Annotated in this window: 23 protein-coding genes; 13 read left to right on the forward strand and 10 right to left on the reverse strand. The window is 64.0% G+C overall.

Annotated features, from left to right (window positions below):
* The first annotated feature begins 109 nt into the window (after positions 1 to 109).
* Positions 110 to 1,159: an acyltransferase family protein gene (locus QUH67_RS32585; RefSeq protein ID WP_300943923.1), complete on the forward strand. Its 1,050-nt coding sequence runs from the start codon at positions 110 to 112 to the stop codon at positions 1,157 to 1,159.
* A 7-nt stretch (positions 1,160 to 1,166) separates the two neighbouring features.
* Here the strand turns inward: QUH67_RS32585 and QUH67_RS32590 are convergent, their stop codons facing one another.
* Positions 1,167 to 1,760, reverse strand: a complete 594-nt coding sequence (locus QUH67_RS32590) for a hypothetical protein (RefSeq protein ID WP_300943924.1) — start codon at positions 1,758 to 1,760, stop codon at positions 1,167 to 1,169.
* 149 nt (positions 1,761 to 1,909) lie between these two features.
* Between QUH67_RS32590 and polA the strand changes: the two genes are divergently transcribed.
* Together polA and QUH67_RS32600 are read left to right on the forward strand one after the other, a co-directional pair.
* Positions 1,910 to 4,981, forward strand: a complete 3,072-nt coding sequence (gene polA / locus QUH67_RS32595; RefSeq protein WP_300943926.1) for a DNA polymerase I — start codon at positions 1,910 to 1,912, stop codon at positions 4,979 to 4,981.
* Between the two features lie 283 nt (positions 4,982 to 5,264).
* Positions 5,265 to 5,900 carry a LysE family translocator gene (locus tag QUH67_RS32600; protein WP_300943928.1) on the forward strand — a complete coding sequence of 212 codons (636 nt, stop codon included), beginning with the start codon at positions 5,265 to 5,267 and terminating at the stop codon, positions 5,898 to 5,900.
* Positions 5,901 to 6,019: 119 nt separating this feature from the next.
* On the opposite strand, the gene QUH67_RS32605 is transcribed toward QUH67_RS32600, so the two are convergent.
* The gene (locus tag QUH67_RS32605) at positions 6,020 to 6,646 is read right to left on the reverse strand and encodes a glutathione S-transferase family protein (RefSeq protein ID WP_300943930.1); all 627 of its coding nucleotides are present in this window, start codon (positions 6,644 to 6,646) and stop codon (positions 6,020 to 6,022) included.
* 194 nt (positions 6,647 to 6,840) lie between these two features.
* Between QUH67_RS32605 and pyrE the strand changes: the two genes are divergently transcribed.
* Both pyrE and QUH67_RS32615 read left to right on the forward strand, forming a co-directional pair.
* Positions 6,841 to 7,404, forward strand: a complete 564-nt coding sequence (gene pyrE / locus QUH67_RS32610; RefSeq protein ID WP_300943932.1) for an orotate phosphoribosyltransferase — start codon at positions 6,841 to 6,843, stop codon at positions 7,402 to 7,404.
* Between the two features lie 150 nt (positions 7,405 to 7,554).
* Positions 7,555 to 8,334: a DUF2865 domain-containing protein gene (locus QUH67_RS32615; RefSeq protein ID WP_300943934.1), complete on the forward strand. Its 780-nt coding sequence runs from the start codon at positions 7,555 to 7,557 to the stop codon at positions 8,332 to 8,334.
* Positions 8,335 to 8,409: 75 nt separating this feature from the next.
* Here QUH67_RS32615 and QUH67_RS32620 read toward each other — a convergent pair whose 3' ends face one another.
* The gene (locus QUH67_RS32620; RefSeq protein ID WP_300943936.1) at positions 8,410 to 8,841 is read right to left on the reverse strand and encodes a hypothetical protein; all 432 of its coding nucleotides are present in this window, start codon (positions 8,839 to 8,841) and stop codon (positions 8,410 to 8,412) included.
* 185 nt (positions 8,842 to 9,026) lie between these two features.
* Between QUH67_RS32620 and QUH67_RS32625 the strand changes: the two genes are divergently transcribed.
* The 4 genes from QUH67_RS32625 to rocF all read left to right on the forward strand — a co-directional run bounded on the left by QUH67_RS32625 (position 9,027) and on the right by rocF (position 14,036).
* A complete protein-coding gene (locus QUH67_RS32625; RefSeq protein WP_300943938.1) occupies positions 9,027 to 9,200 on the forward strand; it encodes an RNA polymerase sigma factor region1.1 domain-containing protein in 174 nt (57 codons plus the stop codon).
* 188 nt (positions 9,201 to 9,388) lie between these two features.
* Positions 9,389 to 11,923, forward strand: a complete 2,535-nt coding sequence (locus QUH67_RS32630) for a glycogen/starch/alpha-glucan phosphorylase (RefSeq protein ID WP_407080495.1) — start codon at positions 9,389 to 9,391, stop codon at positions 11,921 to 11,923.
* Positions 11,924 to 12,117: 194 nt separating this feature from the next.
* The gene (locus tag QUH67_RS32635) at positions 12,118 to 12,936 is read left to right on the forward strand and encodes an acyl-CoA thioesterase (protein WP_300943942.1); all 819 of its coding nucleotides are present in this window, start codon (positions 12,118 to 12,120) and stop codon (positions 12,934 to 12,936) included.
* Between the two features lie 128 nt (positions 12,937 to 13,064).
* On the forward strand, positions 13,065 to 14,036 hold the full coding sequence (gene rocF / locus QUH67_RS32640) for an arginase (RefSeq protein ID WP_300943944.1): 972 nt from the start codon (positions 13,065 to 13,067) through the stop codon (positions 14,034 to 14,036).
* Here the strand turns inward: rocF and QUH67_RS32645 are convergent.
* Positions 14,033 to 14,587, reverse strand: coding sequence for a cupin domain-containing protein (locus QUH67_RS32645; protein ID WP_300943946.1), 555 nt, complete (start codon positions 14,585 to 14,587; stop codon positions 14,033 to 14,035). The two genes, rocF and QUH67_RS32645, sit on opposite strands and share 4 nt — an antisense overlap.
* Positions 14,572 to 15,087 (reverse strand): sigma-70 family RNA polymerase sigma factor, encoded by a 516-nt coding sequence (locus tag QUH67_RS32650; protein WP_300943950.1) that lies wholly within the window; start codon positions 15,085 to 15,087, stop codon positions 14,572 to 14,574. The genes QUH67_RS32645 and QUH67_RS32650 overlap by 16 nt, the downstream gene beginning before the upstream one ends.
* Positions 15,088 to 15,354: 267 nt before the next feature.
* Here QUH67_RS32650 and QUH67_RS32655 point away from each other — a divergent pair, with 267 nt between their 5' ends.
* Positions 15,355 to 15,966, forward strand: a complete 612-nt coding sequence (locus QUH67_RS32655) for an RNA polymerase sigma factor (protein WP_300943952.1) — start codon at positions 15,355 to 15,357, stop codon at positions 15,964 to 15,966.
* Positions 15,967 to 15,972: 6 nt separating this feature from the next.
* Here the strand turns inward: QUH67_RS32655 and QUH67_RS32660 are convergent, their stop codons facing one another.
* From QUH67_RS32660 to QUH67_RS32675, 4 genes are all read right to left on the reverse strand, one after another.
* Positions 15,973 to 16,875: an MBL fold metallo-hydrolase gene (locus tag QUH67_RS32660; RefSeq protein WP_300943954.1), complete on the reverse strand. Its 903-nt coding sequence runs from the start codon at positions 16,873 to 16,875 to the stop codon at positions 15,973 to 15,975.
* A 9-nt stretch (positions 16,876 to 16,884) separates the two neighbouring features.
* On the reverse strand, positions 16,885 to 20,106 hold the full coding sequence (locus QUH67_RS32665; RefSeq protein WP_300943957.1) for an efflux RND transporter permease subunit: 3,222 nt from the start codon (positions 20,104 to 20,106) through the stop codon (positions 16,885 to 16,887).
* Positions 20,103 to 21,125 (reverse strand): efflux RND transporter periplasmic adaptor subunit, encoded by a 1,023-nt coding sequence (locus QUH67_RS32670; RefSeq protein ID WP_300943959.1) that lies wholly within the window; start codon positions 21,123 to 21,125, stop codon positions 20,103 to 20,105. Before QUH67_RS32670 ends, QUH67_RS32665 begins: the two co-directional genes overlap by 4 nt.
* A 64-nt stretch (positions 21,126 to 21,189) precedes the next feature.
* Complete coding sequence (locus tag QUH67_RS32675; RefSeq protein ID WP_300943961.1) at positions 21,190 to 21,522, reverse strand: ArsR/SmtB family transcription factor; 333 nt, start codon at positions 21,520 to 21,522, stop codon at positions 21,190 to 21,192.
* Positions 21,523 to 21,664: 142 nt separating this feature from the next.
* Here QUH67_RS32675 and QUH67_RS32680 point away from each other — a divergent pair, with 142 nt between their 5' ends.
* Genes QUH67_RS32680 through QUH67_RS32690 form a run of 3 tightly spaced genes read left to right on the forward strand, consistent with a single transcriptional unit; the run spans position 21,665 to position 23,663 of the window.
* The gene (locus QUH67_RS32680) at positions 21,665 to 22,942 is read left to right on the forward strand and encodes an NAD(P)/FAD-dependent oxidoreductase (RefSeq protein ID WP_300943963.1); all 1,278 of its coding nucleotides are present in this window, start codon (positions 21,665 to 21,667) and stop codon (positions 22,940 to 22,942) included.
* Between the two features lie 21 nt (positions 22,943 to 22,963).
* Complete coding sequence (gene trxC / locus QUH67_RS32685; RefSeq protein ID WP_300943965.1) at positions 22,964 to 23,410, forward strand: thioredoxin TrxC; 447 nt, start codon at positions 22,964 to 22,966, stop codon at positions 23,408 to 23,410.
* A gap of 49 nt (positions 23,411 to 23,459) precedes the next feature.
* Complete coding sequence (locus QUH67_RS32690) at positions 23,460 to 23,663, forward strand: YgaP family membrane protein (RefSeq protein ID WP_300943967.1); 204 nt, start codon at positions 23,460 to 23,462, stop codon at positions 23,661 to 23,663.
* Between the two features lie 101 nt (positions 23,664 to 23,764).
* Here the strand turns inward: QUH67_RS32690 and QUH67_RS32695 are convergent, their stop codons facing one another.
* A complete protein-coding gene (locus QUH67_RS32695) occupies positions 23,765 to 25,378 on the reverse strand; it encodes a phosphoenolpyruvate carboxykinase (RefSeq protein ID WP_300943969.1) in 1,614 nt (537 codons plus the stop codon).
* Positions 25,379 to 25,490: the final 112 nt, after the last annotated feature.

Raw genomic sequence — 25,490 nt, forward strand, 5'->3', positions numbered from 1 at the left:
GGGGAAACCGGAAAAGCGGAAGTAACCCGGCATACCGTTTGTATGGATAAAGGTGAAAGCAACGGATCGGGCCGAAGATACGGCCGCACCGCGCCGAAAAGGGACACCGATGACCATAAAAGGCACAGCCGTCGCCGAACGTTCCACCCGCATCGACTGGGTGGATTACGCCAAGGGCATCTGCATCGTCATGGTGGTGATGATGCATTCGGTGCTCGGCGTCGAAAAGGCGGCCGGCGACACCGGCTTCATGCATGCGTTCGTGATTTTCGCGCAGCCGTTCCGGATGCCGGATTTCTTCCTGATTTCGGGCCTTTTTCTCGCTGTCGTGATCGACCGCGACTGGCGCACGTTTCTCGACCGCAAGGTCGTGCATTTCGCCTATTTCTACGTGCTGTGGATGACGATCCAGTTCGGCCTCAAGGCACCTAGCTTCGCCGCCGAGGGCGGCTGGAGCCATGTCGGCGCACTGTACCTGGAATCCTTCATCGAGCCGTTCGGCACGCTGTGGTTCATTTATCTGTTGCCGGTGTTCTTCGTCGTCACAAAACTGTTAAGGTCGACGCCGCCGCTGGCCATCTGGGTCGTCGCCGCAGCGCTGGAAATGGCGCATGTCGCGACCGGCTGGACCGTGATCGACGAATTCTGCGCACGCTTCGTCTATTTCTATTCCGGCTATCTGTTCGCTTCCCATGTGTTCGCGCTGTCGGACCGTTCGCGGGAGAAGCCGGTGCTGGCGATCATTGGGTTGGCGCTGTGGGCGCTCGTCAATGGCGGCCTCGTGATCGCGGATGTGAGCCATTGGCCGCTGGTCTCGCTGGCGCTGGGCTTCGCGGGCGCCGGCGCCATCATCGTGATGGGCACGCTGCTGGCGCGGATGCAATGGCTGAATTTCCTGCGCACCTGCGGCGAACATTCCATCGTCATCTATCTCGCCTTCTTCCTGCCGATGGCGGTGACCCGAACGGTGCTGTTGAAGACCGGCGTGATGACTGACATCGGGATGATCTCGCTGATCGTGACGGTCGCGGGTATTGCCGGCGCGATTGCGATCTGGCGGCTGGCGTTGCTGCTGCGGGCCGACTTCCTGTTCGAGCGCCCCACAGCCTTCTGGATCGCGCCGAAAAAGGCCGCGCCGGTACTGCAGCCGGCGGAATAGGCTGAGATCAGCCCGCGCCGTCGAGCTTCACACCGTCCTCCAACTGCCGGACTCTGGCACGAAAGCCTTCGGCGTCGCCGAAATCGGCAAAACCCTGATAATGCGGGTGCGGTCCCAACACCCGGCGGGCATGCTTGATCGGGCACCAGTAGACTTCCGTGCGCGACGCCACCTCGCGAATGAAAGCGATGGCACCATTGGCATAGGAGCAATAGGCGCAATTGAACTTCTCGATCGCGTTCAGGTAGGCCAGATGATGGCGATCGAACACCAGATAGTCCCGCCGGCGCACTTTCGGAATCCGGTACACCGGGAAACAGATCGCCTGATACGCCATGACGCTCAGATCGAGCAGCGCGATCGGGACGATCAATGAGTAGATGACCGGAGCGGTCAGCACCGTCAGCGGATTGGCCTCGATGATGTAACGCGACAGTCGCGTCTTCAGCGCCTTGTGCAGCCGGGCCACCTCCTGCTCGAACACGATCCTTCGCTTTTCGAAGTGAAAGCGCAGCTCCTCTCTCCGCTTCACCAGTTCGACCTCGATCTCGGCCTCCACGCTCCGCAGTTTTTCCATGAGCGTGTCGAGTTGCGTGGTCATTGCGCTTCCTTTTTTCCGGGCTGGACCGCAAGGGGACATGGAACGCGCGCGGATGCAACTCATTCCAAGATGAGGGGAAAACAGAAAAATCCAGGCCGAAGCCGATCCGGAAGGCTGTCATTCCGCGCAAAAATCCCTAAATTTCGACCATGCCGAAATCAGCCCCCAAGACAGCCGCCAAGCCCGCTCCCGCCAAAACCCCGGCCAAGGCCGACGCGAAGGCGCCCGCCAAACAACCGGGCAAGGGCGACCATGTGTTCCTGGTCGACGGCTCCTCCTACATTTTCCGCGCCTACCACGCGCTGCCGCCGCTGAACCGCAAATCCGACGGGCTGCAGGTCAATGCGGTGCTCGGCTTCTGCAACATGCTGTGGAAACTGCTACGCGACATGCCGGAGGATGACCGGCCGACGCATCTGGCGATCATCTTCGACAAGTCCGAGATCACGTTCCGCAACAAGCTCTATCCCGATTACAAGGCGCACCGGCCGCCGGCCCCGGATGACCTGATCCCGCAATTCGCGCTGATCCGCGAAGCGGTGCGCGCGTTCGACCTGCCCTGCCTCGAGCAGGCCGGCTTCGAGGCCGACGATTTGATCGCGACCTATGCGCGGCTGGCCTGCGAACGAGGCGCGACCACCACCATCGTTTCGTCGGACAAGGATCTGATGCAGCTCGTGACCGACAAGGTCACGATGTACGACACCATGAAGGACCGCCGGATCGGCATTCCCGAAGTGATCGAGAAATTCGGCGTGCCGCCGGAGAAAGTGGTCGAGGTGCAGGCATTGGCTGGTGATTCCACCGACAACGTGCCCGGCGTGCCCGGCATCGGGATCAAGACCGCCGCGCAACTGATCGTGGAATATGGCGACCTCGAACAGCTGTTGTTCCGCGCCGGCGAGATCAAGCAGCCGAAGCGGCGCGAGTCGCTGATCGAGAACGCCGAGAAGGCGCGGATCTCGCGGCAGCTCGTGCTGCTCGACGACAAGGTCGATCTCGACGTGCCGCTCGACGATCTCGCGGTGCACGAGCCGGACGCCCGCAAGCTGATCGCGTTCCTGAAGGCGATGGAGTTCTCCACCCTCACCCGCCGCGTCGCCGAATATTCGCACGTGGACCCGGCCGACGTGGAGGCCGACGCGGGCAACAAAAGCGGCGCCAGCGTTTTCGCATCGCCCCCTTCCGGCGAGAAACCGGAAGGCTATGTCGAGGGCGCGACGCTGTTCGATGCGCCCGCAACCCCCTCGGCCAAGGGCGGGACCGGACCGGGGAAGGACGCCGACAAGCAGGACAAGGCTGCGAGCCCCAAGGGAACGCCGATCTCGCTCGCCGCGGCACGCGAGGCCGCCGCGCGAAAACTCCCGGTCGATCGCAGCAAGTACCAGACCATCCGCAACGACGCCGAACTCAGGACCTGGATTGCGCGCGCCTGGGACGCCGGCAGTTTCGCGATCGACGTCAAGTCGAACTCGAACGATCCGATGCAGGCCGATATCTGCGGCATCGCGCTGGCATTGGCCCCGAACGACGCCTGCTACGTGCCGCTCGCCCATCGGCAGTCCGGCGACGGCGCTGGCCTGTTCGACGCCGGCCTCGCACCCGACCAGATCAAGGCGGGCGACGCGCTGGAAGCGCTGAAGCCGCTGCTGGAATCCGCCGGCATTCTCAAGATCGGGTTCAATATCAAGTTCAACGCGGTGATGCTGGCGCAGCACGGTGTCACGCTGCGCAATGTCGACGACGCGCAGCTGATGTCGTACGCGCTCGACGCCGGGCGCAACTCGCATGCGCTGGAGTCGCTGGCCGAGCGCTGGTTCGGCCATGCCATGATCGCCGAAAGCGAGCTGATCGGCAGCGGCAAGAACAAGCTGACCTTCGACCAGGTCGCGATCGACAAGGCGACCGCCCACTCGGCCGAAAGCGCCGACGTGATATTGCGGCTGCAGCGCGTGCTGAAGCCGAGGCTGCCCGCCGAACACATGATGACGGTCTATGAAACCCTGGAGCGGCCGCTGGTCAGCGTGCTGGCGCGGATGGAACGGCGCGGCATCTCGATCGACCGTCAGGTACTGTCGCGGCTGTCGGGCGATTTCGCGCAGACCGCGGCGCGCGTCGAGGCCGAGCTGCAGGAAATCGCGGGCGAGCCGATCAATGTCGGCAGCCCCAAGCAGATCGGCGACATCATCTTCGGCAAGATGGGCATCACCGGCGGTACCAAGACCAAGACCGGCGCGTGGTCGACCTCGGCGCAGATCCTCGACGAACTCGCCGAGCAGGGCCATGAATTCCCGAAGAAGATCCTGGAATGGCGGCAGGTGTCGAAACTGAAATCGACTTACACCGACGCGCTCCCGAACTATGTCCATCCGCAGACCCACCGCGTCCACACGACGTATGCGCTGGCCGCGACCACGACGGGGCGGCTGTCGTCGAACGAGCCGAACCTGCAGAACATTCCTGTTCGGACCGAGGACGGCCGCAAGATCCGCCGCGCTTTCATCGCCACACCCGGCCACAAGCTGGTGTCGGCGGATTATTCGCAGATCGAGCTGCGGCTGCTCGCCGAGATCGCCGACATTCCCGTGCTGAAGCAGGCATTCCGCGACGGGCTCGACATTCACGCCATGACGGCCTCCGAAATGTTCGGCGTGCCGATCAAGGACATGCCGGGCGAGGTGCGCCGCCGGGCGAAGGCGATCAACTTCGGCATCATCTACGGCATTTCGGCGTTCGGGTTGGCCAACCAGCTCGGCATCGCCCGCGAGGAAGCCTCCGCCTACATCAAGAAATATTTCGAGCGCTTCCCCGGCATCCGCGCCTACATGGACGAGACCCGGGAAGCATGCCGCCGGAACGGCTATGTCACCACGCTGTTCGGCCGCAAGATGTACTATCCTGATATCAAGGCCTCCAACGCCTCGGTGCGCGCCTTCAACGAGCGCGCCTCGATCAACGCGCGCCTGCAAGGCACCGCCGCCGACATCATCCGCCGCGCCATGATCCGGATGGAAGACGCGCTGGCGGCGAAAAAACTCTCGGCGCAGATGCTGCTGCAGGTGCACGACGAACTGATCTTCGAGGTGCCCGACGACGAGGTGGCGGCGACGCTGCCGGTGGTGCAGCATGTGATGCAGGATGCACCGTTCCCGGCCGTGCTGCTCTCGGTGCCGCTGCAGGTGGATGCAAGGGCCGCGAATAACTGGGACGAGGCGCATTGAGCGCTGGCTTTTTTCCTTCTCCCCTTGTGGGAGAAGGTGGCGCGAAGCGCCGGATTAGGGGTTCTTTCGACAAGCGAGACTCGCGGAGACAAACCCCTCATCCGGCTCGCCGTCGCGTCGCGCCGTCGATCCACCTTCTCCCACAAGGGGAGAAGGAAAGATGACGGACGCGGATGCTGATACGACGCGCTCTAACATCGACAGAATGTCCTCAGAGCAATTTGCAGAATGACATCGCGGCTTGACGCGCGTTAGAAACGCGCATTCCTCCCGCGAGTCTCCCATGCCCCACACATCCACGCTGCTTGGTTTCGCCCTGGTTTCGCTCGGCATGGTGCTGACGCCGGGGCCGAACATGATCTACCTGATTTCGCGCTCGCTGACGCAGGGGCCGGCGGCCGGGATCGTGTCGCTCGGCGGCGTCGCGTTGGGTTTTGTGTTCTACATGCTGTGCGCGGCGTTCGGCATCACGGCGCTGTTGTTCGCGGTGCCTTATGCCTATGACGCGCTGCGGTTCGCCGGCGCCGCCTATCTGTTGTGGCTGGCATGGCAGGCGCTGAAGCCGAACGGGCGTTCGCCGTTTCAGGTGAGGAAGCTGCAGGTCGATGGCCCGCGCAAATTATTTGCGATGGGGTTCGTCACCAATCTGCTCAATCCCAAAATCGCGATGCTGTATCTGGCGCTGCTGCCGCAGTTCATCGATCCCGATGCCGGCAGCGTACTGACGCAATCGCTGGTGCTGGGTACGATCCAGACGGTGATCAGTGTCAGCGTCAACGCGATGATCGCGCTGACGGCCGGCTCGATCGCGCGCTTTCTCGGCACGCGGCCGACATGGCTATTGCTGCAGCGCTGGCTGATGGGGACCGTGCTGGCCGGGCTTGCGGTGAGAATGGCGTTCGAGGCGAAGCGGGGGTGAGGCCGAGGTCGTCATGCCCCGCGAAAGCGGGGCATCCAGTACGCCGCGGCCTTTCGGTTTGATTACGAATTCCCGGAGTACTGGATCACCCGCTTTCGCGGGTGATGACAGCAACTCTCTCAATCCAGCTTGGCTTCCATGCCGCGCTTGGTTGCGGGGCGGGCCATCAGGGCGTTGTACCAGCGCTCGACGTTCGGAAAATCCTTCAGCTCGACCTTGTGGCGCGGGTGGCGCCAGGCCCAGCCGAGGATGGCGAAGTCGGCGACCGACAACGCGCCGGCGACGAATTCATGGTCGGCCAGCCGCGTGTCCAGCACGCCGTAGAGCCGCCGCGTTTCGGCCATGTAGCGCTTCAGGCCATAGGCGCGGTCGGCTTCGTTTTCCAGCGCGATGAAATGGTGCACCTGGCCCGGCATCGGCCCAAAGCCGCCCATCTGCCACATCAGCCATTCATAGACCGGGATACGCTCGGCCAGCGATTTCGGCAGGAACTTGCCGGTCTTCTCGCCGAGATAGAGCAGGATCGCGCCCGATTCGAAAATGCTGACCGGCTTGCCGCCGGGGCCGTCGGGATCGACGATCGCAGGGATCTTGTTGTTCGGGCTGATCTTGAGGAAGGCGGGCGCCATCTGTTCCCCCTTGCTGATGTTCACCGGGATCACCTTGTAAGGCAGCCCCATTTCCTCCAGCGCGACCGAGATCTTGCGGCCGTTCGGCGTGTTCCAGGTGTGCAGTTCGATGGTCATTTGGACGGTTTCCCCCACGACGGCTTGGTGTCTCGTACCCCGGAACCTCCCGGCCTTACAACCCGCGCTTTCGACGGGACGCCCCTGCGAAAGCTGGACGCATGCGCTGCTATTGACGGCATGCGATCAACGCTGGCATGTGCCTGCCGGCGCCGATAGATTGCGCCCGACTGAAACCCCTTGGGAAACGCACCTTGTCCAAATCCGCCGCCCGCGCCCGCCTCGCCGAGATCATCCGCAAGCGTTCGTTCGGCCGCGGTGAGATCACGCTGGCCTCGGGCCGCAAGAGCGACTTCTACTTCAACCTCAAGCCGACCATGCTCGACCCCGAGGGCGCGGCGCTGCTGGCGGAACTGACCTACGAGGCGCTGAGGGACGACAAGCTCGATTACGTCGGCGGGCTGGAGATGGGCGCGGTCCCACTGGCGGGCGCGATCGCGCAGCTGTCCTGGCTCAAGGGCCATCCGATCGCCGCGTTCTTCGTGCGCAAGAAGCCGAAGGAACATGGCGCCCGCCTCGCGGTGGAGGGCCTCGCCAAGGGCGAGAGCCTGCAGGGCAAGCGCATCGTCATCGTCGAGGACGTGACCACGACCGGCGGCTCGGCGCTGAAGGCGGCCGAAGCGGTGCGCGAGGCCGGCGGCGAGATCGTACTGGTGCTGACCATGGTCGACCGCGAGGAAGGGGCGACCGAAGCATTTGCAGCGGCCGGGCTGGAGTTTCGTTCCCTCTACAAGGCGGGTGAATTCCTGAAGGCGTGATGCCGTTGGATCGCCGCATTTCCTTCCGCCCTGCCCCGCCTGAACACCACTCATTTACCATCCGCCATTAAGGTTACCCTGACCTGAAGCCATCTCGCTTCAGCGCTTCGTGGGGTGGAGTGGGTGCGTACCAGGCTGGCTTTTTCTCGCATGCGGCGACGGGCTGCCTTGGTGGCCGCCGCGGCCCTTGCAGGCGCGCTGGTGCTCGCGCCCGGCAGCGTTTCGGCCGAAGGCCTGTTCGACTTCCTGTTCGGCGGTATCCAGAACCAGAAGCCGGCACGGCCGACGCAGGCGAACTCCTTCTCCGATCAGGTCGGCGTCAATCAGCCGGCCTATTCCGCGCCGGCGCCGCGCGTCGCGGGCTCCGGACCCGCCTTCTGCGTGCGAAGCTGCGACGGTAAATATTTTCCGCTGACCATGCGCGGCAACGCTTCGCCGGCTCAGACCTGCCAGGCGTTCTGCCCGGCGAGCGTCACCAAGGTGTTTTACGGCAGCAACATCGACGGCGCGACCGCGGGCAATGGCGAGCGCTATGCCGACAGCGAAAACGCCTACGCCTACCGCAAGGCGCTGCGCGCCGACTGCACCTGCAACGGCCGAAGCCCCTCCGGGCTGGCGCCGGTCGACCTCACGCTCGATACTTCGCTGCGCTCCGGCGACGTCGTCGCCACCACCGATGGACTGGTGGCCTATACCGGCGTGCGCTTAGGGACCGAGCAGACCGCGGAGTTCACCCCCGTCGCTTCCTATCCTGGCCTCACCGCCGATGTCCGCGCCCGGCTCGGCGAAATGAAGGTGGCCCCGGTCAGCGCCGAGATGATCGCGACCAATGCACAATCTCCCGAGACGAAGCGCGACGGCGAACTGACGACCGGCTCGATTTCGAAAAGCGGCGCGGCGAAGCCGTTGAAGCGGGTGGAAGTGAACTAGCGACGCAAAACATCGAAAACAACCCCATGCAAAGTAGGATGGGAGCCGGGTCGCGCGAATGCTGCCCCTATGCTTTCACCGTCCGACGATGACGCCGATGACGTTGGGCGCCGTCAGGTATTTTTCCTCGATCGCGGCGCGCGCGGCGGCGCGGTTGTCCGGGGTCAGCAGGCCGCGCTTCTCGGCCAAAATCATCCAGCAATAGCCCCACCAGTCGGTCAGCATGCCCTGGTCGTCGACGAGGTCGTAGCCCTGCTCGGCAGCGAAGATCCGCGCCTGCGCTTCATCCAGCGCGTCGAGAAAGGCGTGGTCCTCCCCCGAAAACAGATCGTCGCTGAAATCGTCCGTGGTGTAGCCCCACACCGACATGCAGACCGCGTTGAATTCGCGGTCGATGGCGTCGTCGTCGACGAACTGGCGGCGCGAGGCCTGGTGCAGGCGTGACAGCGACCGCGCGAAGTCGGCGATGCGGGTGAGAGCGAACTGATCGAAGGCGATGGTGGACATGTAGTCCTCGCAAACTCGGATAGACCATAAATGTTGTGTCGGCGCAGCCGCCGAATCACAATGATATATCAAACACTTGCTAAATTGTTCTTAATTTGTTCCGTGCTTCGCACAAGAGAAGCTCGAGACTCTCCCCATCTGGTAGAGGCCAATTTTGGGAGTACTGAGGAATGAGACAACGAGACATGATCCGAATAGCGCTAGAGCTTGGCCGTCCGACGGGCATCATCACCTTCGATCGGCTTAACGAGCTGTTGCCATCGGCTACAACTGAGCCCGAAGACATCGATGCAATTATGCAAGCGCTCAGCGACGAAGGAATAAATCTGGTCGAGCGCGAACAATCGAAGCCCCAATGAAACCGGAGCGCCCGTCCCACCTGCTCACAGGCTTTCACGCCTTGATTAGATCACCAAAACCCCCTCATGAGCGCCGCGAAATCGGCCCGGTCCTTGCATAAATTCGAGTCAGCGCAGTGCACAAACTAGTCAGGCATTTGGATTGCACGGCAAGGCGCGTATCTTCGCCGTGAGTCTCAACCGCAGGAATCGACGTTTTGCAGGAACAATTTTCGGGAAATCATCCGGCAAACTATCCGGCCCCGGGCCAGCCGATCGACGAGCTGGCGCTGACCGAGATCAAGGGCGCGATCCTCGCCAAGCTTCGCCTTGCGATCGGCAAGGACGCCGGCATGGCAACGCGGCGGGACTGGTACAAGGCGGCGGCGCTGGCGCTGCGCGACCGCATCGTGCACCGCTGGCTTACGGCCGAAAAGGAGAGCTACGACGCCGGCAGCAAGCGGGTCTATTATCTTTCGCTCGAATTCCTGATCGGCCGACTGTTCACCGACGGGCTGAACAATATGGGCCTGCTGCCCCTGTTCGAGGCGGCGCTCGGCGATCTCGGCGTCGGCCTTTCCGACCTGCGCAAGTGCGAACCGGATGCGGCGCTCGGCAATGGCGGCCTCGGGCGGCTTGCCGCGTGCTTCATGGAGAGCATGGCGACGCTCACCATTCCCGCCATCGGCTATGGCATCCGCTACGATTTCGGCCTGTTCCGACAGATCATTTCGCAGGGCTGGCAGCACGAATATCCCGACGAATGGCTGAGTTTCGGCAACCCCTGGGAATTCCAGCGCGCCGAGGTGGTCTATCAAATTCACTTCGGCGGCCATGTCGAGCATGTCGACGACCGCGGCCGCGACCGTGCGACGTGGCGGCCGGGGGAGACCGTGCAGGCGGTGGCCTACGACACGCCGATCGTCGGCTGGCGCGGCCAACACGTCAACGCGCTGCGGCTGTGGTCGGCGCGCTCGCCCGATCCGTTGCGGCTCGACGTCTTCAACACCGGCGACTATCTCGGCGCGGTCGCCGAGGAAGCGCGTGCAGAATCGATCTGCAAATTCCTTTATCCGAACGACGAGAGCCCGGCCGGGCGCGAGCTGCGGCTGCGGCAGGAATATTTCTTCGTTTCGGCTTCGCTGCAGGACCTGATCAAGCGGCATCTTGCTTCCGACGGGCAGTTGCGCAACCTCCCCTCCAAGGTCGCGGTGCAGCTCAACGACACCCATCCGAGCCTCGCCGTCACCGAGCTGATGCGCATCCTGGTCGACCTGCACAATTTCCGCTGGGACGAGGCATGGAAGCTGACGGTGGAGACGCTGTCCTACACCAATCACACGCTGCTGCCGGAAGCGCTGGAAACCTGGCCGGTCGAACTGTTCGAGCGGCTGCTGCCGCGCCATCTCGAAATCATCTACCGCATCAATGCGGCGCATCTGACGCTGGCGGACCTGCGCTGCCCGGGCGATGTGGATTTCCGCGCCTCGGTGTCGCTGATCGACGAAAAGAGCGGCCGGCGGGTGCGGATGGGGCAACTCGCCTTCGTCGGCTCGCACCGCATCAACGGCGTCTCGGCGATGCACTCCGACCTGATGAAGGAGACCGTGTTCCACGATCTCAACCATCTCTATCCTGGCCGTATCACCAACAAGACCAACGGCATCACCTTCCGCCGCTGGCTGATGCTCGCCAACCCGAAACTGACCGCGCTGATGCGCGAGGTCTGCGGCGAGGCCGTGCTCGACGATTTCTCGCTGTTCGAGCGGCTCGAGGCCCGCGCCAGCGACAATGCGTTCCAGCAGCGCTTTCGCGAGGTCAAGCTTCACAACAAGCTGGCGCTGGCGCGGCTGATCGGCGAGCGGCTGAGCATCAAGATCGACCCGTCGGCGCTGTTCGACGTGCAGATCAAGCGCATCCACGAGTACAAGCGGCAATTGCTCAACATTATTGAGACCATCGCGCTGTACCACGCCATCAAGGACGAGCCGCAGCGCGACTGGGTGCCGCGGGTAAAAATCTTCGCCGGCAAGGCGGCGGCGAGTTATCGCTACGCCAAGCTGATCATCAAGCTGATCAACGACGTCGCCGAAGTCGTCAACAACGACCCCGACGTCGCCGGAAGGCTGAAGGTCGTCTTCCTCGCCGACTACAATGTCAGCCTTGCGGAAGTGATCATTCCGGCCGCCGATCTCTCCGAGCAGATCTCGACCGCGGGCATGGAAGCCTCCGGCACCGGCAACATGAAGCTGGCGCTCAACGGCGCGCTGACCATCGGCACGCTCGACGGCGCCAATATCGAGATCCGTGACCATGTCGGCGCGGAGAACATCGCGATCTTCGGCCTGGAGGCCGGCGACGTCATGATCCGCCGCAAACAGGGACTGGATGCGACCGACATCATCAATCGCTCGCCGCGGCTGGCGCGCGCCATCGTCGCGGTCGAAAGCGGCGCGTTCTCGCCCGACGATCCCGCCCGCTTCGCCTCGATCGGCCACGCGCTGCGCAATCTCGACCACTACATGGTCGCGGCCGACTTCGACTCTTATTACGAGGCGCAGCGCGGCATCGACGCGCGCTGGCAGGTGATGCCGGCATGGACCCGCGCCTCGATTCTCAACGTGGCGCGAATGCCGTGGTTCTCCTCCGACCGCACCATCCGCGAATATGCCGAGGAGATCTGGAACGTGCCGGTGCGCGTGGCCGCGCCGGAGGCCGGTGCCCAGCGCGGGGCGAAGGGGTAATTTTCAGGACGCGGGAAACCATTACCTCCGGCGTTATTGAATTCGGCAGGATAGTCGCGATACTGCCTCCGCGTCATTGCGAGCGCCGCGAAGCAATCCATCGTGCTGCAAGCCGAGAAGTGGATTGCTTTGCGCCGCTCGCAATGATGGCATTTGCGGCAACGACGTCGCCCCATTCGAGACTGAACATACTTATGCTCACCAAAGCCCCTCACCTCTTCGACGACGCAACAAAAGTCACCGCCGGCGATAGCTGCTGGCAGGGCAAGACCAGCCCGGATTACTGGGCCTTTGTCGGCCCGTTCGGCGGCTTCACGGCCGCCACCATGCTGCGGGCGCTGATCGAGCATCCGCAGCGGGCGGGCGATCCGCTGTCGATGACGGTGAACTTCTGCGCGCCGGTGGCGGAAGGGCCTTTCGATCTCGACGTGCGGCTGGTCAAGGCCAACCGCTCGAGCCAGCACTGGTGCGTGGAGATGAAGCAAGGCAATGGCGACGTCGCGACGCTGGCGACCGCCGTGTTCGCCGAGCGCCGGCCGTCCTGGTCGCACCAGCAGACGGCGTTCCCGCAGGCGGTACCGTTCGAACAGGCGCGGCGATTTCCGAACACGAAGATGACCTGGACGCACCAGTATGATTTCCGCTTCGTCGAGGGCGAGCCGAGCTTCTATGGCTCGCCCGCCGCCTCGCCGCTCACAGCGTTCTCGAAGCAGTGGATCGGCGACCACATGCCGCGACAGGTCGACATGCTGTCTTTGATGTCGATGTCGGACGCGTTCTTCGGCCGGGTGTTTCTGGCGCGGCGGGAACTGATCCCGTTCGGCACGGTGTCGATCACGACGTATTTCCATGCGGCGGCGGAGGAACTCGCGGCCGAGGACATCACGCACGTGCTGGCGGTGGCCGACGCGCGGATTTTCCACAGGAGTTACGGCGACCAGCACGGCGAATTGTGGTCACCGTCGGGACGGTTGCTGGCGACGACGACGCAGATTGCTTATTTCAAGGCGTAGCGAAAACATCGCGGAGGCGACGGTCTTGTAGGGTGGGCAAAGCGTAGCGTGCCCACCACCGCGCACACGGCAAGAAATGGTGGGCACGCTTCGCTCTACCCACCCTACGAAATCGAGAGGCCGCGCTCATGCCTGACGCCAACGTACCGCGCATCGCCCTGCTCGGCGTGCCCATCGAGATCGGCGCTTCGCAGCTTGGCACCCTGATGGGGCCGGATGCGCTGCGCACCGCCGGCATCGGCCGCATTCTCGATCAGCTCGGCTTTGCCGTCGAGGACCACGGCAACATGGCCAAACCTGTTGCCAGCGCGGACGAAGGTCCGCCGCCGGCCAACGCCAAATATTACGACACCATCAAGGGCTGGATCCGCGCGCTGAGCGAGCGTTCGTACGCGCTGGCAAGCTCCGGCGCCCTGCCGATCTTCATGGGCGGCGACCATTCGCTGTCGATGGGATCGGTGAACGGCGTGGCGCGCTACTGGCAGGAGCAGGGCCGGCCGCTGTTCGTGCTCTGGGTCGACGCCCATGCCGACTACAACACGCCGCTGACCACCGAGACCGGCAACATGCACGGCATGTCGGCGGCCTTCCTGTGCGGCGAAGGCGGCCTCGATAATCTGCTCGGCGGCGCGCCACGGGCCTCGATCGGCCCCGACCAGCTCGATCTGTTCGGCATCCGCTCGATCGATCCGGAGGAGAAGAGACTGGTGTTCGAGCGCCGCGTCGCGATCGCGGACATGCGCGCGATCGACGAGTTCGGCGTCGGCGTGCTGATCCGCAAGGTGATCGAGCGCGTACGGGCGAAGAACGGCGTGCTGCATGTTGCCTTCGACGTCGATTTCCTCGATCCGAGCGTGGCGCCCGGCGTCGGAACGACCGTGCCGGGCGGCGCAACCTATCGCGAGGCGCACTTGATCATGGAGCTGCTGCACGATTCGGATCTGGTGCGGTCGGTCGACATCGTCGAGCTCAACCCGTTCCTCGACGAACGCGGCCGTACCGCGCGCGTCGCCGTCGAACTGATCGGCAGCCTGTTCGGCCTGCAGATTACCGACCGCCGCACGCCGAGCAACGCGGTGCTCCCCGGCAATGGAAGCTAGTGCTGATCGAGGCTCATGACGACGTGGACGAGGCAGCCGTTCACCGTGCGGCCCGGCGGATGCGAGGATGACAGCGTCGCGGCATGGAAGTCGCCGGCTTTCAGGTCGAGCCCGCCGAACGACAGGTCGCCTTCGATCACCAGCGTCTGCTCGTCGGCATGATGCGCGTGCGGCTGGTAGGTTGCGCCGGCCGCCATCCGGATCAGGAGATGCTGCTGGTTCAGCGTCCGGTCGACATGGAGCAGGCGGCCCGTGATGCCCGGGGCGATCTCGAACCAGGTGGCCTTCCCTGCGCGCGTGGTCAGGGTGCCCGGCAGACCGGCGCCCTCGCCCTCGATCCGGTCAAGAATTTTTTCGAACGTGCCGGAGGGCGGCGCTTCTGCCCCCCCAACGGGCAGATCGGAAAGCATGCCTTCCCAGTATTCGACCTGCGCCCGCAGCGCCTCGTCCGATTTCAGGCGCTGCGCGAAGGCGCGCCTGTCGTCCTCGCCGAGCAGCCCAAGGGCATACTCAACCGCGTCGTTGGCCCCCGGTGTCACTGGCTCAGACATCGCTGCAACTTCTCAACGGCACGGTGAATCCACGTCTTGATCGTCCCAATCGGAACGGCCGAATGCGCGGCAAGTTCCTCGTAGCTCAGTCCGTGATAGTAGGCCAAAAGGATGGATTGCCGGTAGTTCCGTTCCAGCAGACCAAGACATCTGCGCAGGTCCGGCGCAAGACCGGGATCGCCCGGGGCCTGATGCGGCAGAGCCTCGACCAGGGCCGCGACGCTCGCGTCGGTCAGCGACCGCTGCCCGCTCCGGCGCGCCGGCATCCGGTCCAGCGCGATGCGGCGCGCGACCGTCACCATCCAGTTCATCGCACCGCCTTTGGCGGGATCGAACTGATAGGATTTTTGCCAGATTCGCAGCATCGCCTCCTGGAAGGCGTCTTCGGCCGCATCGCGGTCGCGCAGAATCCGGCTGCAAATCCCGAACAGGACCGGCCCCGCCTGTTCGTAAAGCACGCGGAATGCAGTCCGGTCGCCTTCGGCGACAGACCTGAGCACGTGACCCAAATCGTTCTCGGGATTCTGCCGCATTTTGAACGGGATGGGCCAGGTGCACAATCAAGGGCGGTTATTCCTCGCGAACTATAAAGCTCAGGAAGCTACGGTTCAACGGACCGGAGTTTCAAAACCAAGCTGCCCGCCAGAAATCTGCGCCGTGTTGCCCGCCGCCGAAACTTTTCGGATCGCTGCCCCGTATTGGCAACATGCGGCCCCGTTCCAGGACGTCCGGGGCCCGGATGCAACGGAAATCGAGCTGGGGTAACCATGGTGAACGCAACACCGCAGGCCAAGACCGTCGAACAGGATGGCAGAACGGTGCTTCTGCAACTCATTGCAGAAGTCGCCGGCGGCAACAAATCCGCTTTCGCGAGGCTCTACGCGCTGACGCACGCCAAGCTGCTGGGCGTCGCCCTGCGCATCCTGAGAGACCGGGCGCTGGCCGAGGATATCCTGCAGGAAAGCTACGTGAAGGTGTGGCGCCATGCCGCGAGCTACAATCCGGCGATCGCTTCGCCGATGACCTGGATGGCGACCATCGTCCGGCACGGCGCCATCGATGCGCTGCGCAAGCGGCAGCTCGAGGCGGTCGGCAGCGAGGACGAGATGGCGACGGTCGCCTCCGCCGATCCCGATCCGGTTGAGGAGATGCACCTGGCGCGGCTGCGCCCGAAGGCGCTGGCGGCGTTTGCGAAGCTGCCCGAGGACAAGCGGCGCCTGATCATGCTGGCCTATCTCAGGGACCTCAGCCGGCAGGAGCTGTCGGCGCGGTTCGGCGTTCCAGCCAACACCGTCAAGACGCATCTGCGACGGGCGCTGCTGGAACTGCGCGCCACGATGTTTGCGTCCGTCGAAGCGAGGTCGAACGGGATGGCCTGAACGTGCCTAGACGACGATGGCCGCTTCGGCGCCTTTCCGGGCACGAACGGGCAATAGCAGATAATGCACGCCATTGCTTTCCGCCTTGGGGAAGCGGCCGGCGCGGATATTCACCTGAATGGACGGCAGCAGCAGCGTCGGCGCCGCCAATGTCGCGTCGCGGGCCTGCCGCATGGCCACGAACGCATCTTCGGTGACGCCGTCGCGAAGATGGACGTTGTTCTCGCGCTGTTCGCGCACCGTGGTTTCCCAGGCATAGTCGTCGCGGCCCGGCGCCTTGTAGTCGTGGCACATGAACAGGCGCGTTTCGTCGGGAAGCTTCAGCAGCCGCTGAATCGAGCGATAGAGCTGATGCGCGTCGCCGCCGGGAAAGTCAGCGCGCGCGGTGCCATAGTCGGGCATGAACAGCGTGTCTCCGACGAACACGGCATCGCCGATCTTGTACGACAGGTCCGCCGGCGTATGGCCCGGCGTGTGCAGCACCTCAACGACCAGTTCGCCGATGCCGAACGTCTCGCCGTCCGCGAACAGACGGTCAAAATCGCTGCCGTCGGTCCGTAGGTCTTCGGCGTTGAACACCGGCCGGAAGATTCGTTGCACGTCCTTGATGTGCTCGCCGATGCCGATCCGCGCGCCGGTTTTGGATTTGATGTAGGGCGCGCCCGACAGATGATCCGCGTGCGCATGGGTCTCCAGCACCCACTCGACCGTCAGCTTCTCTTCCTTTGCCGCCGCGAGAATGGCTTCCACCGAACGGATATCGACGGCGCCGTCGCGCTGGTCGAAATCGAGCACGGGATCGATGACCACGGCGCAGCGCGTCACGGGGTCGGCCACCAGATAGCTGATGGTGTTGGTCGCGTCGTCGAAGAACGCCCTGATCTGCGGGGCTGGACCCGATGTCGTCATGTCGCATCCCTATCCATCTGCCTGTTGTTGCGTAGGTGGCAGGTCATCCCGGAGCGCGATGTAAATCGCCGGAATGACCAGCACGGTGAGCAAGGTCGATGAGGCGAGCCCGAACAGCAGGGAGATGGCGAGGCCCTGAAAGATCGGGTCGGGCAGGATCGTGGCCGCCCCGATCATCGCGGCGAGCGCCGTCAAAATGATGGGCTTGAAGCGCACTGCGCCCGCCTGCAGCAGCCGTTCGCGCAGGCTGTCGCCGACGGCGGCATGGCGGATGAAGTCCACCAGGAGGATCGAGTTGCGCACGATGATGCCCGCGAGCGCGATGAAACCGATCATGGAGGTCGCGGTGAACGGCGCGGCAAACAACCAGTGGCCGACCAGGATGCCGATCAAGGTCAGGGGAATCGGCGTCAGGATGACCAGCGGCAGCTTGAAGCTGCCGAACTGCGCAACAACCAGGATGTAGATTCCGACGATCGCGATCGCGAATGCCGCCCCCATGTCGCGGAACGTGACATAGGTGATCTCCCATTCGCCGTCCCACAGCAGCGTTGGCCTGGTTTCGTCCGTGGGCTGGCCGTGGAGGCTGACGGCGGGCTTTGGCAGATCGCCCCATGGGTGCGCGTCGATACGACGGGCGACCTCCAGCATGCCGTAGATCGGCGCTTCGTAACTCCCCGCCAGTTCGGCCATGACCATATCGGCGAAACGGCCGTCGCGGCGAAAGATGACCGGAGAACCCGCCTCGGTCGACGCCCGCACCACTTCGCCAAGCTCGACCACGGTCTTGCCGCCCGGCACCGTGTTGGCAGGAACCGGGGTCGATTTGAGCGCTTCCGTCCAGGCAAGGTCGGTCTTCGGCAGCCGGACCGTGATCGCGATCGGATTACGGTCCTCGCCGCGGTGGGAATAACCGACGGTCAAGCCGCCAAACAGCATCTCGATCGTGTCGTAGACGTCCTTCTGCTCGACGCCGAAGAATTCAAGGCGATCCTGGTCGATCGACAGCCGCAACCGCGGCCGCGGCTGTCCGACCGAATCGTCGACATCGACGATAAAGGGCACCGAAGCGAATATCTTCCTGGTTTCGTTCATGACGGCGCGGCGGGTCGCCGAATCAGGGCCGTAGATCTCGGCAAGCAGGGTCGCCATGACGGGCGGACCAGGCGGCACCTCCACCACCTTGATGGAGGTCCCGTCGGGCACGGCGAGCCCCTTCAACTTCTCCCGCAGTTCGAGCGCAATGATGTGGCTGGCGCGCGCCCGGTCGCCACGGGCGGCGAGGTTGACCTGCAGTTCGCCCAGTTCCGGCGCCGCGCGCAGATAATAGTGCCGCACCAGGCCGTTGAAATTGAACGGCGCCGCGGTGCCGGCATAAACCTGCACCGAGGTGACCTCGGGCAATTGCCGGGTGATCTCGCTGGCCGCCAGCAGCACCCGCTCGGTATCCTCCAGCGTGGCGCCTTCCGGCAGATCGGCGACGACCGCGATCTCGGATTTGTTGTCGAACGGCAGCAGCTTCACCGTCACGCTTCTGGTGTAGAACAGGCCCATCACCAGCAGCGTCGCGACGCCGACGGATATCAGGAATGTCCAGGACGAGCGGCGGGTACGAATGACGGGTACGGCGACCTTGCGGTAGAGCCGGCCGAGCCAGCCTTCGTCATGCGCCGCGCCATGCGGCTGCGAAGCGACGTCGCCGCGGTGCAGCTTCAGCATCAGCCACGGGGCGATCACCATCGCGACAAAGAACGAGAACAGCATGGCAGCGGAGGCGTTGGCCGGGATCGGCGCCATGTAGGGGCCCATCAGGCCCGACACGAACAGCATCGGCAGCAGCGCCGCAATCACGGTCAGCGTCGCCAGGATCGTCGGATTGCCAACCTCCGCGACAGCCTCGATGGCGGCCTGCAACCGCGAACGGCCGTCCCGCATCGCCCAATGCCGCGCGATGTTCTCCACCACCACGATCGCATCGTCGACCAGGATGCCGATCGAGAAAATCAGCGCGAACAAGCTGACGCGGTTGATGGTGTAGCCCATCAGGTTCGCTGCGAACAGCGTCAGCAGGATCGTCGTGGGTATCACCACGAGCGTCACCACGGCCTCACGCCAGCCGATCGCGATCGCGATCAGGACCACGATAGAGACGGTGGCGAGGCCCAGATGAAACAGCAGTTCGTTGGCCTTCTCGTTGGCGGTCTCGCCATAGTCGCGCGTGATGATCGCGGCGACATCCGCCGGAATCAGCCGGCCTTCGAGCGCTGCGATCCGCGCGCGCAGATCTTCCGCCACGACGACTGCGTTGGCGCCGGCACGTTTGGCGAACGCCACGCTGATCGCGGGTGCCGTTTTCCAGGAGCCTTTGTCGTGCTCGGATACGTTCCAGACACGGTGCTCGATCGGCGAAGGGCCGAGCACGACCCTGGCGAGGTCGCGCACATAGACCGGTCGATTGTCGCGTGTCGTCACCAGCAGCAGCCCGATGTCGGGTATGCCTGACAGTGTCTGCCCCGCGGCGACCGTGCGCGCCTGGCCCGCGTCGCGGATCCGGCCCGCCTGGAACGAGCGGTTGGCGTCGCGTACCTTGGCCAGCAATTGCTGCAGCGTGACCCCGTAGAGCGCGAGCTTTTCCGGATCGGGCTCGACGCGGATCTGCTGCGCATCGCCGCCGACGACGTAGGTCAGGCCGACATTATCGACCTTGCTCAGCTCGGAACGAAGTTTTTCGGCGAGGTCGAACAGATCCTTGTCGGAATAGCGCTGGGCAGCCGCCGGCTTCGGCGACAGCGTCACCACCATGATCGCGACATCGTTGATTCCGCGGCCGACGATCATGGGCTCCGGGATGCCGACGGGAATACGGTCGATGTTGGCACGGATTTTCTCATGAACCCGCAGGATGGCTTCGTCGGCCTTGGTGCCGACGAGAAAGCGCGCGGTGACCATGACGCGGTCATCCACGGTCTGGCTGTAGGTGTGCTCGACGCCGTCGATCGCCCTGACGATCGTCTCGAGCGGCTTGGTCACCAGTTCGACGGCATCGGGGGCCTTCAGGCCGTCTGCGCGCACCGTGATATCGACCATCGGCACGCTGATCTGCGGCTCCTCCTCGCGCGGGATGGTGATCAGCGCGACGAGGCCCGCCGCGAGCGCCGCCATCAGGAACAGCGGCGTCAGCGGCGACTGGATGGTCGCCTTGGTCAACCAGCCGGATAATCCGAGCTTCACGACCGCACCAGTCGGTCCGAGTTCTGCAGGCCGGACAGGATTTCGATCCCGTCAGGCATGTCCGGCCGCGGCGCGGGCCGGCCGCGCTGCACCGGAACATCGACATCGGCGTTGCCGGCCGTGCGGATGCGGACATAGTCAAGGCCGAACCGGGTGGTGATAAACCGCGCCGGTATCACGTAGGCTGGACGCGAGCCGGCTGCAATCCACACCCGCACGCGCTCGTTGACGAAATAATCGTCGAGCCCCTCGACGACGGCATCGGCGACGACGCGCCCATCCTCAATCTGTGGATAGACCAGGCTGATCTTGCCAAAGCGTGGCGCGCCCGTCCCGAGATCGTCTGCGTCGATGCGGATCGGATCGCCCGCCCTCATTGACCTGGCGTGCCGCTCCGGCACCCTGAGCCGGACCACGAAATTCTGCTCGGCGATCAAGGCCACGGGATCACCAGGCATCACGACGGTCCCGGCGGTGAGCGGGACCTTGAGCACGCGCCCGGCTGCCGGCGCCAAGACATTACCCTCAGTGAGCTGCTGCTGGATCACAGAGCGCTCGGCGGTGCGCGCCCGCATCGCATTGGTGGCGACGTTGAACGCCGTTCGCGCCTCGTCCAACCGCGTCTTCGGCGCGATGGCCTTCTGGAACAGATCTTCCGCGCGCGTCAGATCGGCCTGCGCCTGCGCAACCTGGGCTTCGAGCCCGGCGATCTGCGCATCGAGCGACTTCATCTGCAGCGCGAGCTTGTCGTCGCCAACGGTAGCGATGACCTGGCCGAGTTCGACGTGATCGCCTTCCTTGACCGCGATCACGGCGACGGTGCCGCCGATCCGGCTGCGGCCCGGGACCACGCGGCGGCTTTCGATGGTCGCAAACACCGCCTTCTGATCGGGCACCGCGGACGAGGTCACGACGAAGATCTCTTCGGCGGCGCGCGACGGTGCCGCACCGAAAAGGCTGACGGCGCACAGAAGTGCGCCGAATGCCGGCAACGATGTCATGTGACGCTGGAAGGACATGGAACTGCTGCTCCGACTATCTTCTATGATTAGGGCCGTAAGGGTCCGCCGCTGTTGATTTCGCTCAATCCCTGCGGCGGCGGACTGCGGCAGACTTCTTCGGCCGGCAGACGACGCTCGGCGCGCAGAACGAGCGATAGAGCACTTCGACCAGATCGCGTGCCGGCGCACTGCTGATCGAATACCAGATGGTTTGGCCGTCGCGGCGCGAATCGACCAGATCGTCGCGGCGAAGGATTGCGAGATGCTGCGACACGGTGGAATCCCGAATTCCGAGGAACGCGGCGAGTTCGCCGACGGAACGCTCGCCATCGATCAGCTGGCACAGGATCAGCAGCCGGTGCCGGTTGGCCAGCGCCTTGAGCAGATCGCTGGCGGCGTCGGCGGCAGACTGCATTTGCTCGCTATTTATTTTCATACTTGCGTATATACGCAATATCGAATATATAGTCAACCACGAAGCGGCCCGCCGGCCGCCGGATCCACAACAACAGGGCGCTGATCGCAGTCACAACAAGCAATCCAACGGAGGAAGTGTCATGGCGGAGCTCGTCGTACTCGGTGCAGGCCTCAGCGGAACGTTGATGGCGTATGAACTCGTGCCGAAGCTGAGGAAGGGCCAGGACCGCATCACCGTGATCGGCCAGGGATCGCGATATCACTTCGTGCCGTCCAATCCGTGGGTGGCGATCGGCTGGCGCGAAAAGCAGGACATCGAAGTCGATCTTGAAGACGTGATGCGGCGCAAGGGCATCCGGTACTTCGCTGAAGGCGCGCGCCGCGTCTACCCGAACGAGAACCGGGTCGAACTCGAAGACGGCAGCTCGGTCGCCTACGACTATCTCGTCGTCGCGACCGGACCTGACCTCGCCTTCGATGAAATCGAAGGCCTTGGCCCGGACGGACAAACCCAGTCGATCTGCCATGTCGATCACGCGATCAAGGCAAGGCAGGCCTTCGAACAATTTGCACAGTCGCCCGGGCCGATCGTGGTCGGCGCGGTCCAGGGCGCTTCATGCTTCGGCCCGGCCTACGAATTCGCCTTTATCCTGGATACCGAACTGCGAAAGCGCGGGCTGCGCGACCGCGTGCCGATGACCTTCGTCACCTCCGAACCCTATGTCGGTCATCTCGGCCTCGACGGCGTCGGCGATACCAAGGGTCTGCTCGAGAGCGAAATGCGTGACCGCCACATCAAGTGGATCACCAACGCGCGCGTCACCTCGGTCGCCCCCGGCAAGATGTCGGTCGAGGAAGTCCCGGAGGGCGGCGGTGCGGCCAAGAGCCACGAACTTGCCTTCGGCTATTCGATGATGCTGCCGGCGTTCCGCGGCGTGGCCGCCGTGCGCGGCATCGAGGGCCTGACCAACCCGCGCGGTTTCATCATCATCGACAAGCAGCAGCGCAATCCGGCATTCCCGAACATCTTCGGCGTCGGCGTCGGCGTGGCGATCGCGCCGGTTGCGGCCACGCCGGTCCCGACCGGCGTGCCAAAGACCGGATTCATGATCGAGTCGATGGTGACGGCGACCGCGATCAACATCGCCGACCTGCTGCAGGGCGCCGAGCCGAAGGCCGAGGCAACCTGGAACGCGGTCTGCCTCGCCGACTTCGGCGATGGCGGCGTCGCCTTCATTGCGCAGCCGGAAATGCCGCCGCGAAACGTCAACTGGTCCTCGAAGGGCCGCTGGGTCCACTACGCGAAGGTGGCGTTCGAGAAGTTTTTCCTGCGCAAGATCAGGCTCGGGAACAGCGAGCCATTCTACGAGCGGTTCGTGCTCGAACAGCTCGGAATCCGGAAGATCAAGGCGGGCTAGAGCCGGCAAGGACAAGATGTCATGGGTTCAACACGCAACATCGTCTGTCCGCACTGCAGTGCGGTCAATCGCGTTCCGGTGAACAAGCCGGCGACCGAAGCCCGCTGCGGCGGCTGTCACAAGGCGCTGTTCGAAGGCCATCCGGTGGCCGTCGACGGATCACGCTTGGACAAGCATCGCCGCGCCAATGACATTGCGGTCCTGGTCGACGTCTGGGCGCCATGGTGCGGTCCCTGCCGCGCCATGGCGCCGATGTTCGAGCGCGCCGCAGCCGAACTCGAGCCCGAGGTGCGGCTGCTCAAGCTCAACGCCGACGAGGAACAGCGCACCAGCGCAGAACTGGGCGTGTCGGGCATTCCGGCGCTGCTGCTGTTTCGTGGCGGCAGACTGGTGGCGAAGACGGCCGGCGCGATGGATACCGGGAAGATCGTCGCATGGACCCGCGGCCAGCTCGCCAGCGCGCACTGAGGTTACCACCGAACCAAGCCAGCCAACCCTAATACAATGGAGAAGTGACATGAATGTCGATCGTGCCGTGATGGCTTTCGCCGGAATCATGATCATGGTGAGCGTGCTGCTCGCCATTTACGTCAGCCCGTACTGGCTGGCGCTGACAGGCTTCGTCGGCCTGAACCTGTTGCAGGCATCGATCACCGGATTTTGCCCGGCGGCGATGATCTTCAACAAGCTCGGATTGAAATCCGGCAGCGCGTTTTCCTGATGGCGGCGGTCCCCCGTTTCGCCGGGGCGCCCGAACAACCAACCCCAGCACAAAGGGCGGCTCGTTGAGCCGCCCTTTCGATGGTCCAATCCCGATTTTTTCTATTCCGCCGCGAGCTTCAGGTCCGGCGCGGCCGCGAGAACGTCGGCATCGACCTGGGCTTCGAACTTGGCAAAGTTCTTCTGGAACATGCCGACCAGGCTGCGCGCGGTCTTGTCGAACTCGGCCTTGTCCTTCCAGGTGTTGACGGGATCGAGGATCTCGCTCGGCACGCCCGGCAGCGCGGTCGGCACCGCGAAGCCGAAATACTTGTCGGTGCGGAATTCGACATTGCGCAAGGACCCGTCGAGCGCGGCGGTGAGCAGTGCGCGCGTCACCTTGATCGGCATCCGGCTGCCGGTGCCGTATTTGCCGCCGGTCCAGCCGGTGTTGACCAGCCAGCAATCGACATTGTGCCTGGCGATCAGCTCGCGCAGCATGTTGCCGTAGACGGACGGATCGAGCGGCAGGAACGGCGAGCCGAAGCAGGTGGAGAATTCCGGCTGCGGCTCGTTGCCGAGACCGCGCTCGGTACCGGCCACCTTGGCGGTGTAGCCGGACAAAAAGTGATACATCGCCTGCGCTGGCGACAGCTTTGCGATCGGCGGCAAAACACCGAAGGCGTCGGCGGCCAGCATCACGACGTTCTTCGGCTGGCCGGCGCGGCCGGTGCGCGAAGCGTTCGGGATGAAGTCGAGCGGATAGGCCGAGCGGGTGTTCTCGGTCTTCGAGCCGTCGTCGAAATCGGGAACGCGGGTGTCCTCGTCGAGCACGACGTTTTCCAGCACGGCGCCGAAACGGTTACTGGCGGCAAAGATCTGCGGCTCGGCTTCCTTCGACAGCTTGATGCACTTGGCGTAGCAGCCGCCTTCGAAGTTGAAGACGCCGTCGTCGCCCCAGCCATGCTCATCGTCGCCGATCAACGTGCGGTTCGGATCGGCCGACAGCGTGGTCTTGCCGGTGCCGGACAGTCCGAAGAAGATCGCGGTGTCGCCCTTCGGCCCGACATTCGCCGAGCAGTGCATCGGCATGACGCCCTTGGCGGGCAGATAGTAGTTCAGCGTGGTGAACACCGACTTCTTCATCTCGCCTGCATAATAAGACCCGCCGATCAGGACGATCTTGCGGGCGAAATCGATCGCGACGACGTTCTCGGACTTGCAGCCGTGACGTTTCGGATCGGCGCGGAAGCTCGGCAGGTCGATGATGGTGAGTTCCGGCACGAAGTCGCGCAATGCCGACGCCACGGGGCGGATCAAGAGCGTGCGGATGAACAGCGAGTGCCAGGCGAGCTCGGTGAAGACGCGGGTCTTGATCTGGAAGCTCGGATCGGCGCCGCCGTACAGATCCTGCGCGTACAGCGTCATGCCTTCGGCATGCTTGAGGAAATCGGCATAAAGCGCGGAGAACTGATCCGACGTGATCGACTGGTTGCCGGCCCACCACATCTTTTCGGTAGAGGCGTCGCGAACCGTGAACTTGTCCTTCGGGCTGCGGCCGGTGAACTCGCCGGTGTCCGCGCACAGCGCGCCATCGGCCGACAACACCGCCTCGCCCGCGGAGAGCGAGTATTGATACAGCTGGGGCGCGCCGAGGTTCCAGTGCACCGTCTTGAGATTTTTTAAGCCGAACTTGTCGGCACCGAAGGCACCGTTGCGTAGACCCGTCTCTTGCACGAAGAAATCCTCCTCGAACCCGCGTTACTCGATACGCGCGCATGTCGCTTCACGCGCTCTGTCGCGGTAGCCCCTGAAAACAGCCTTCCGGCTTCGGTGCGGCGACCTAATA

Source organism: Bradyrhizobium roseum, assembly GCF_030413175.1.
In the GTDB taxonomy this organism is placed as follows: Bacteria; Pseudomonadota; Alphaproteobacteria; order Rhizobiales; family Xanthobacteraceae; genus Bradyrhizobium; species Bradyrhizobium roseum.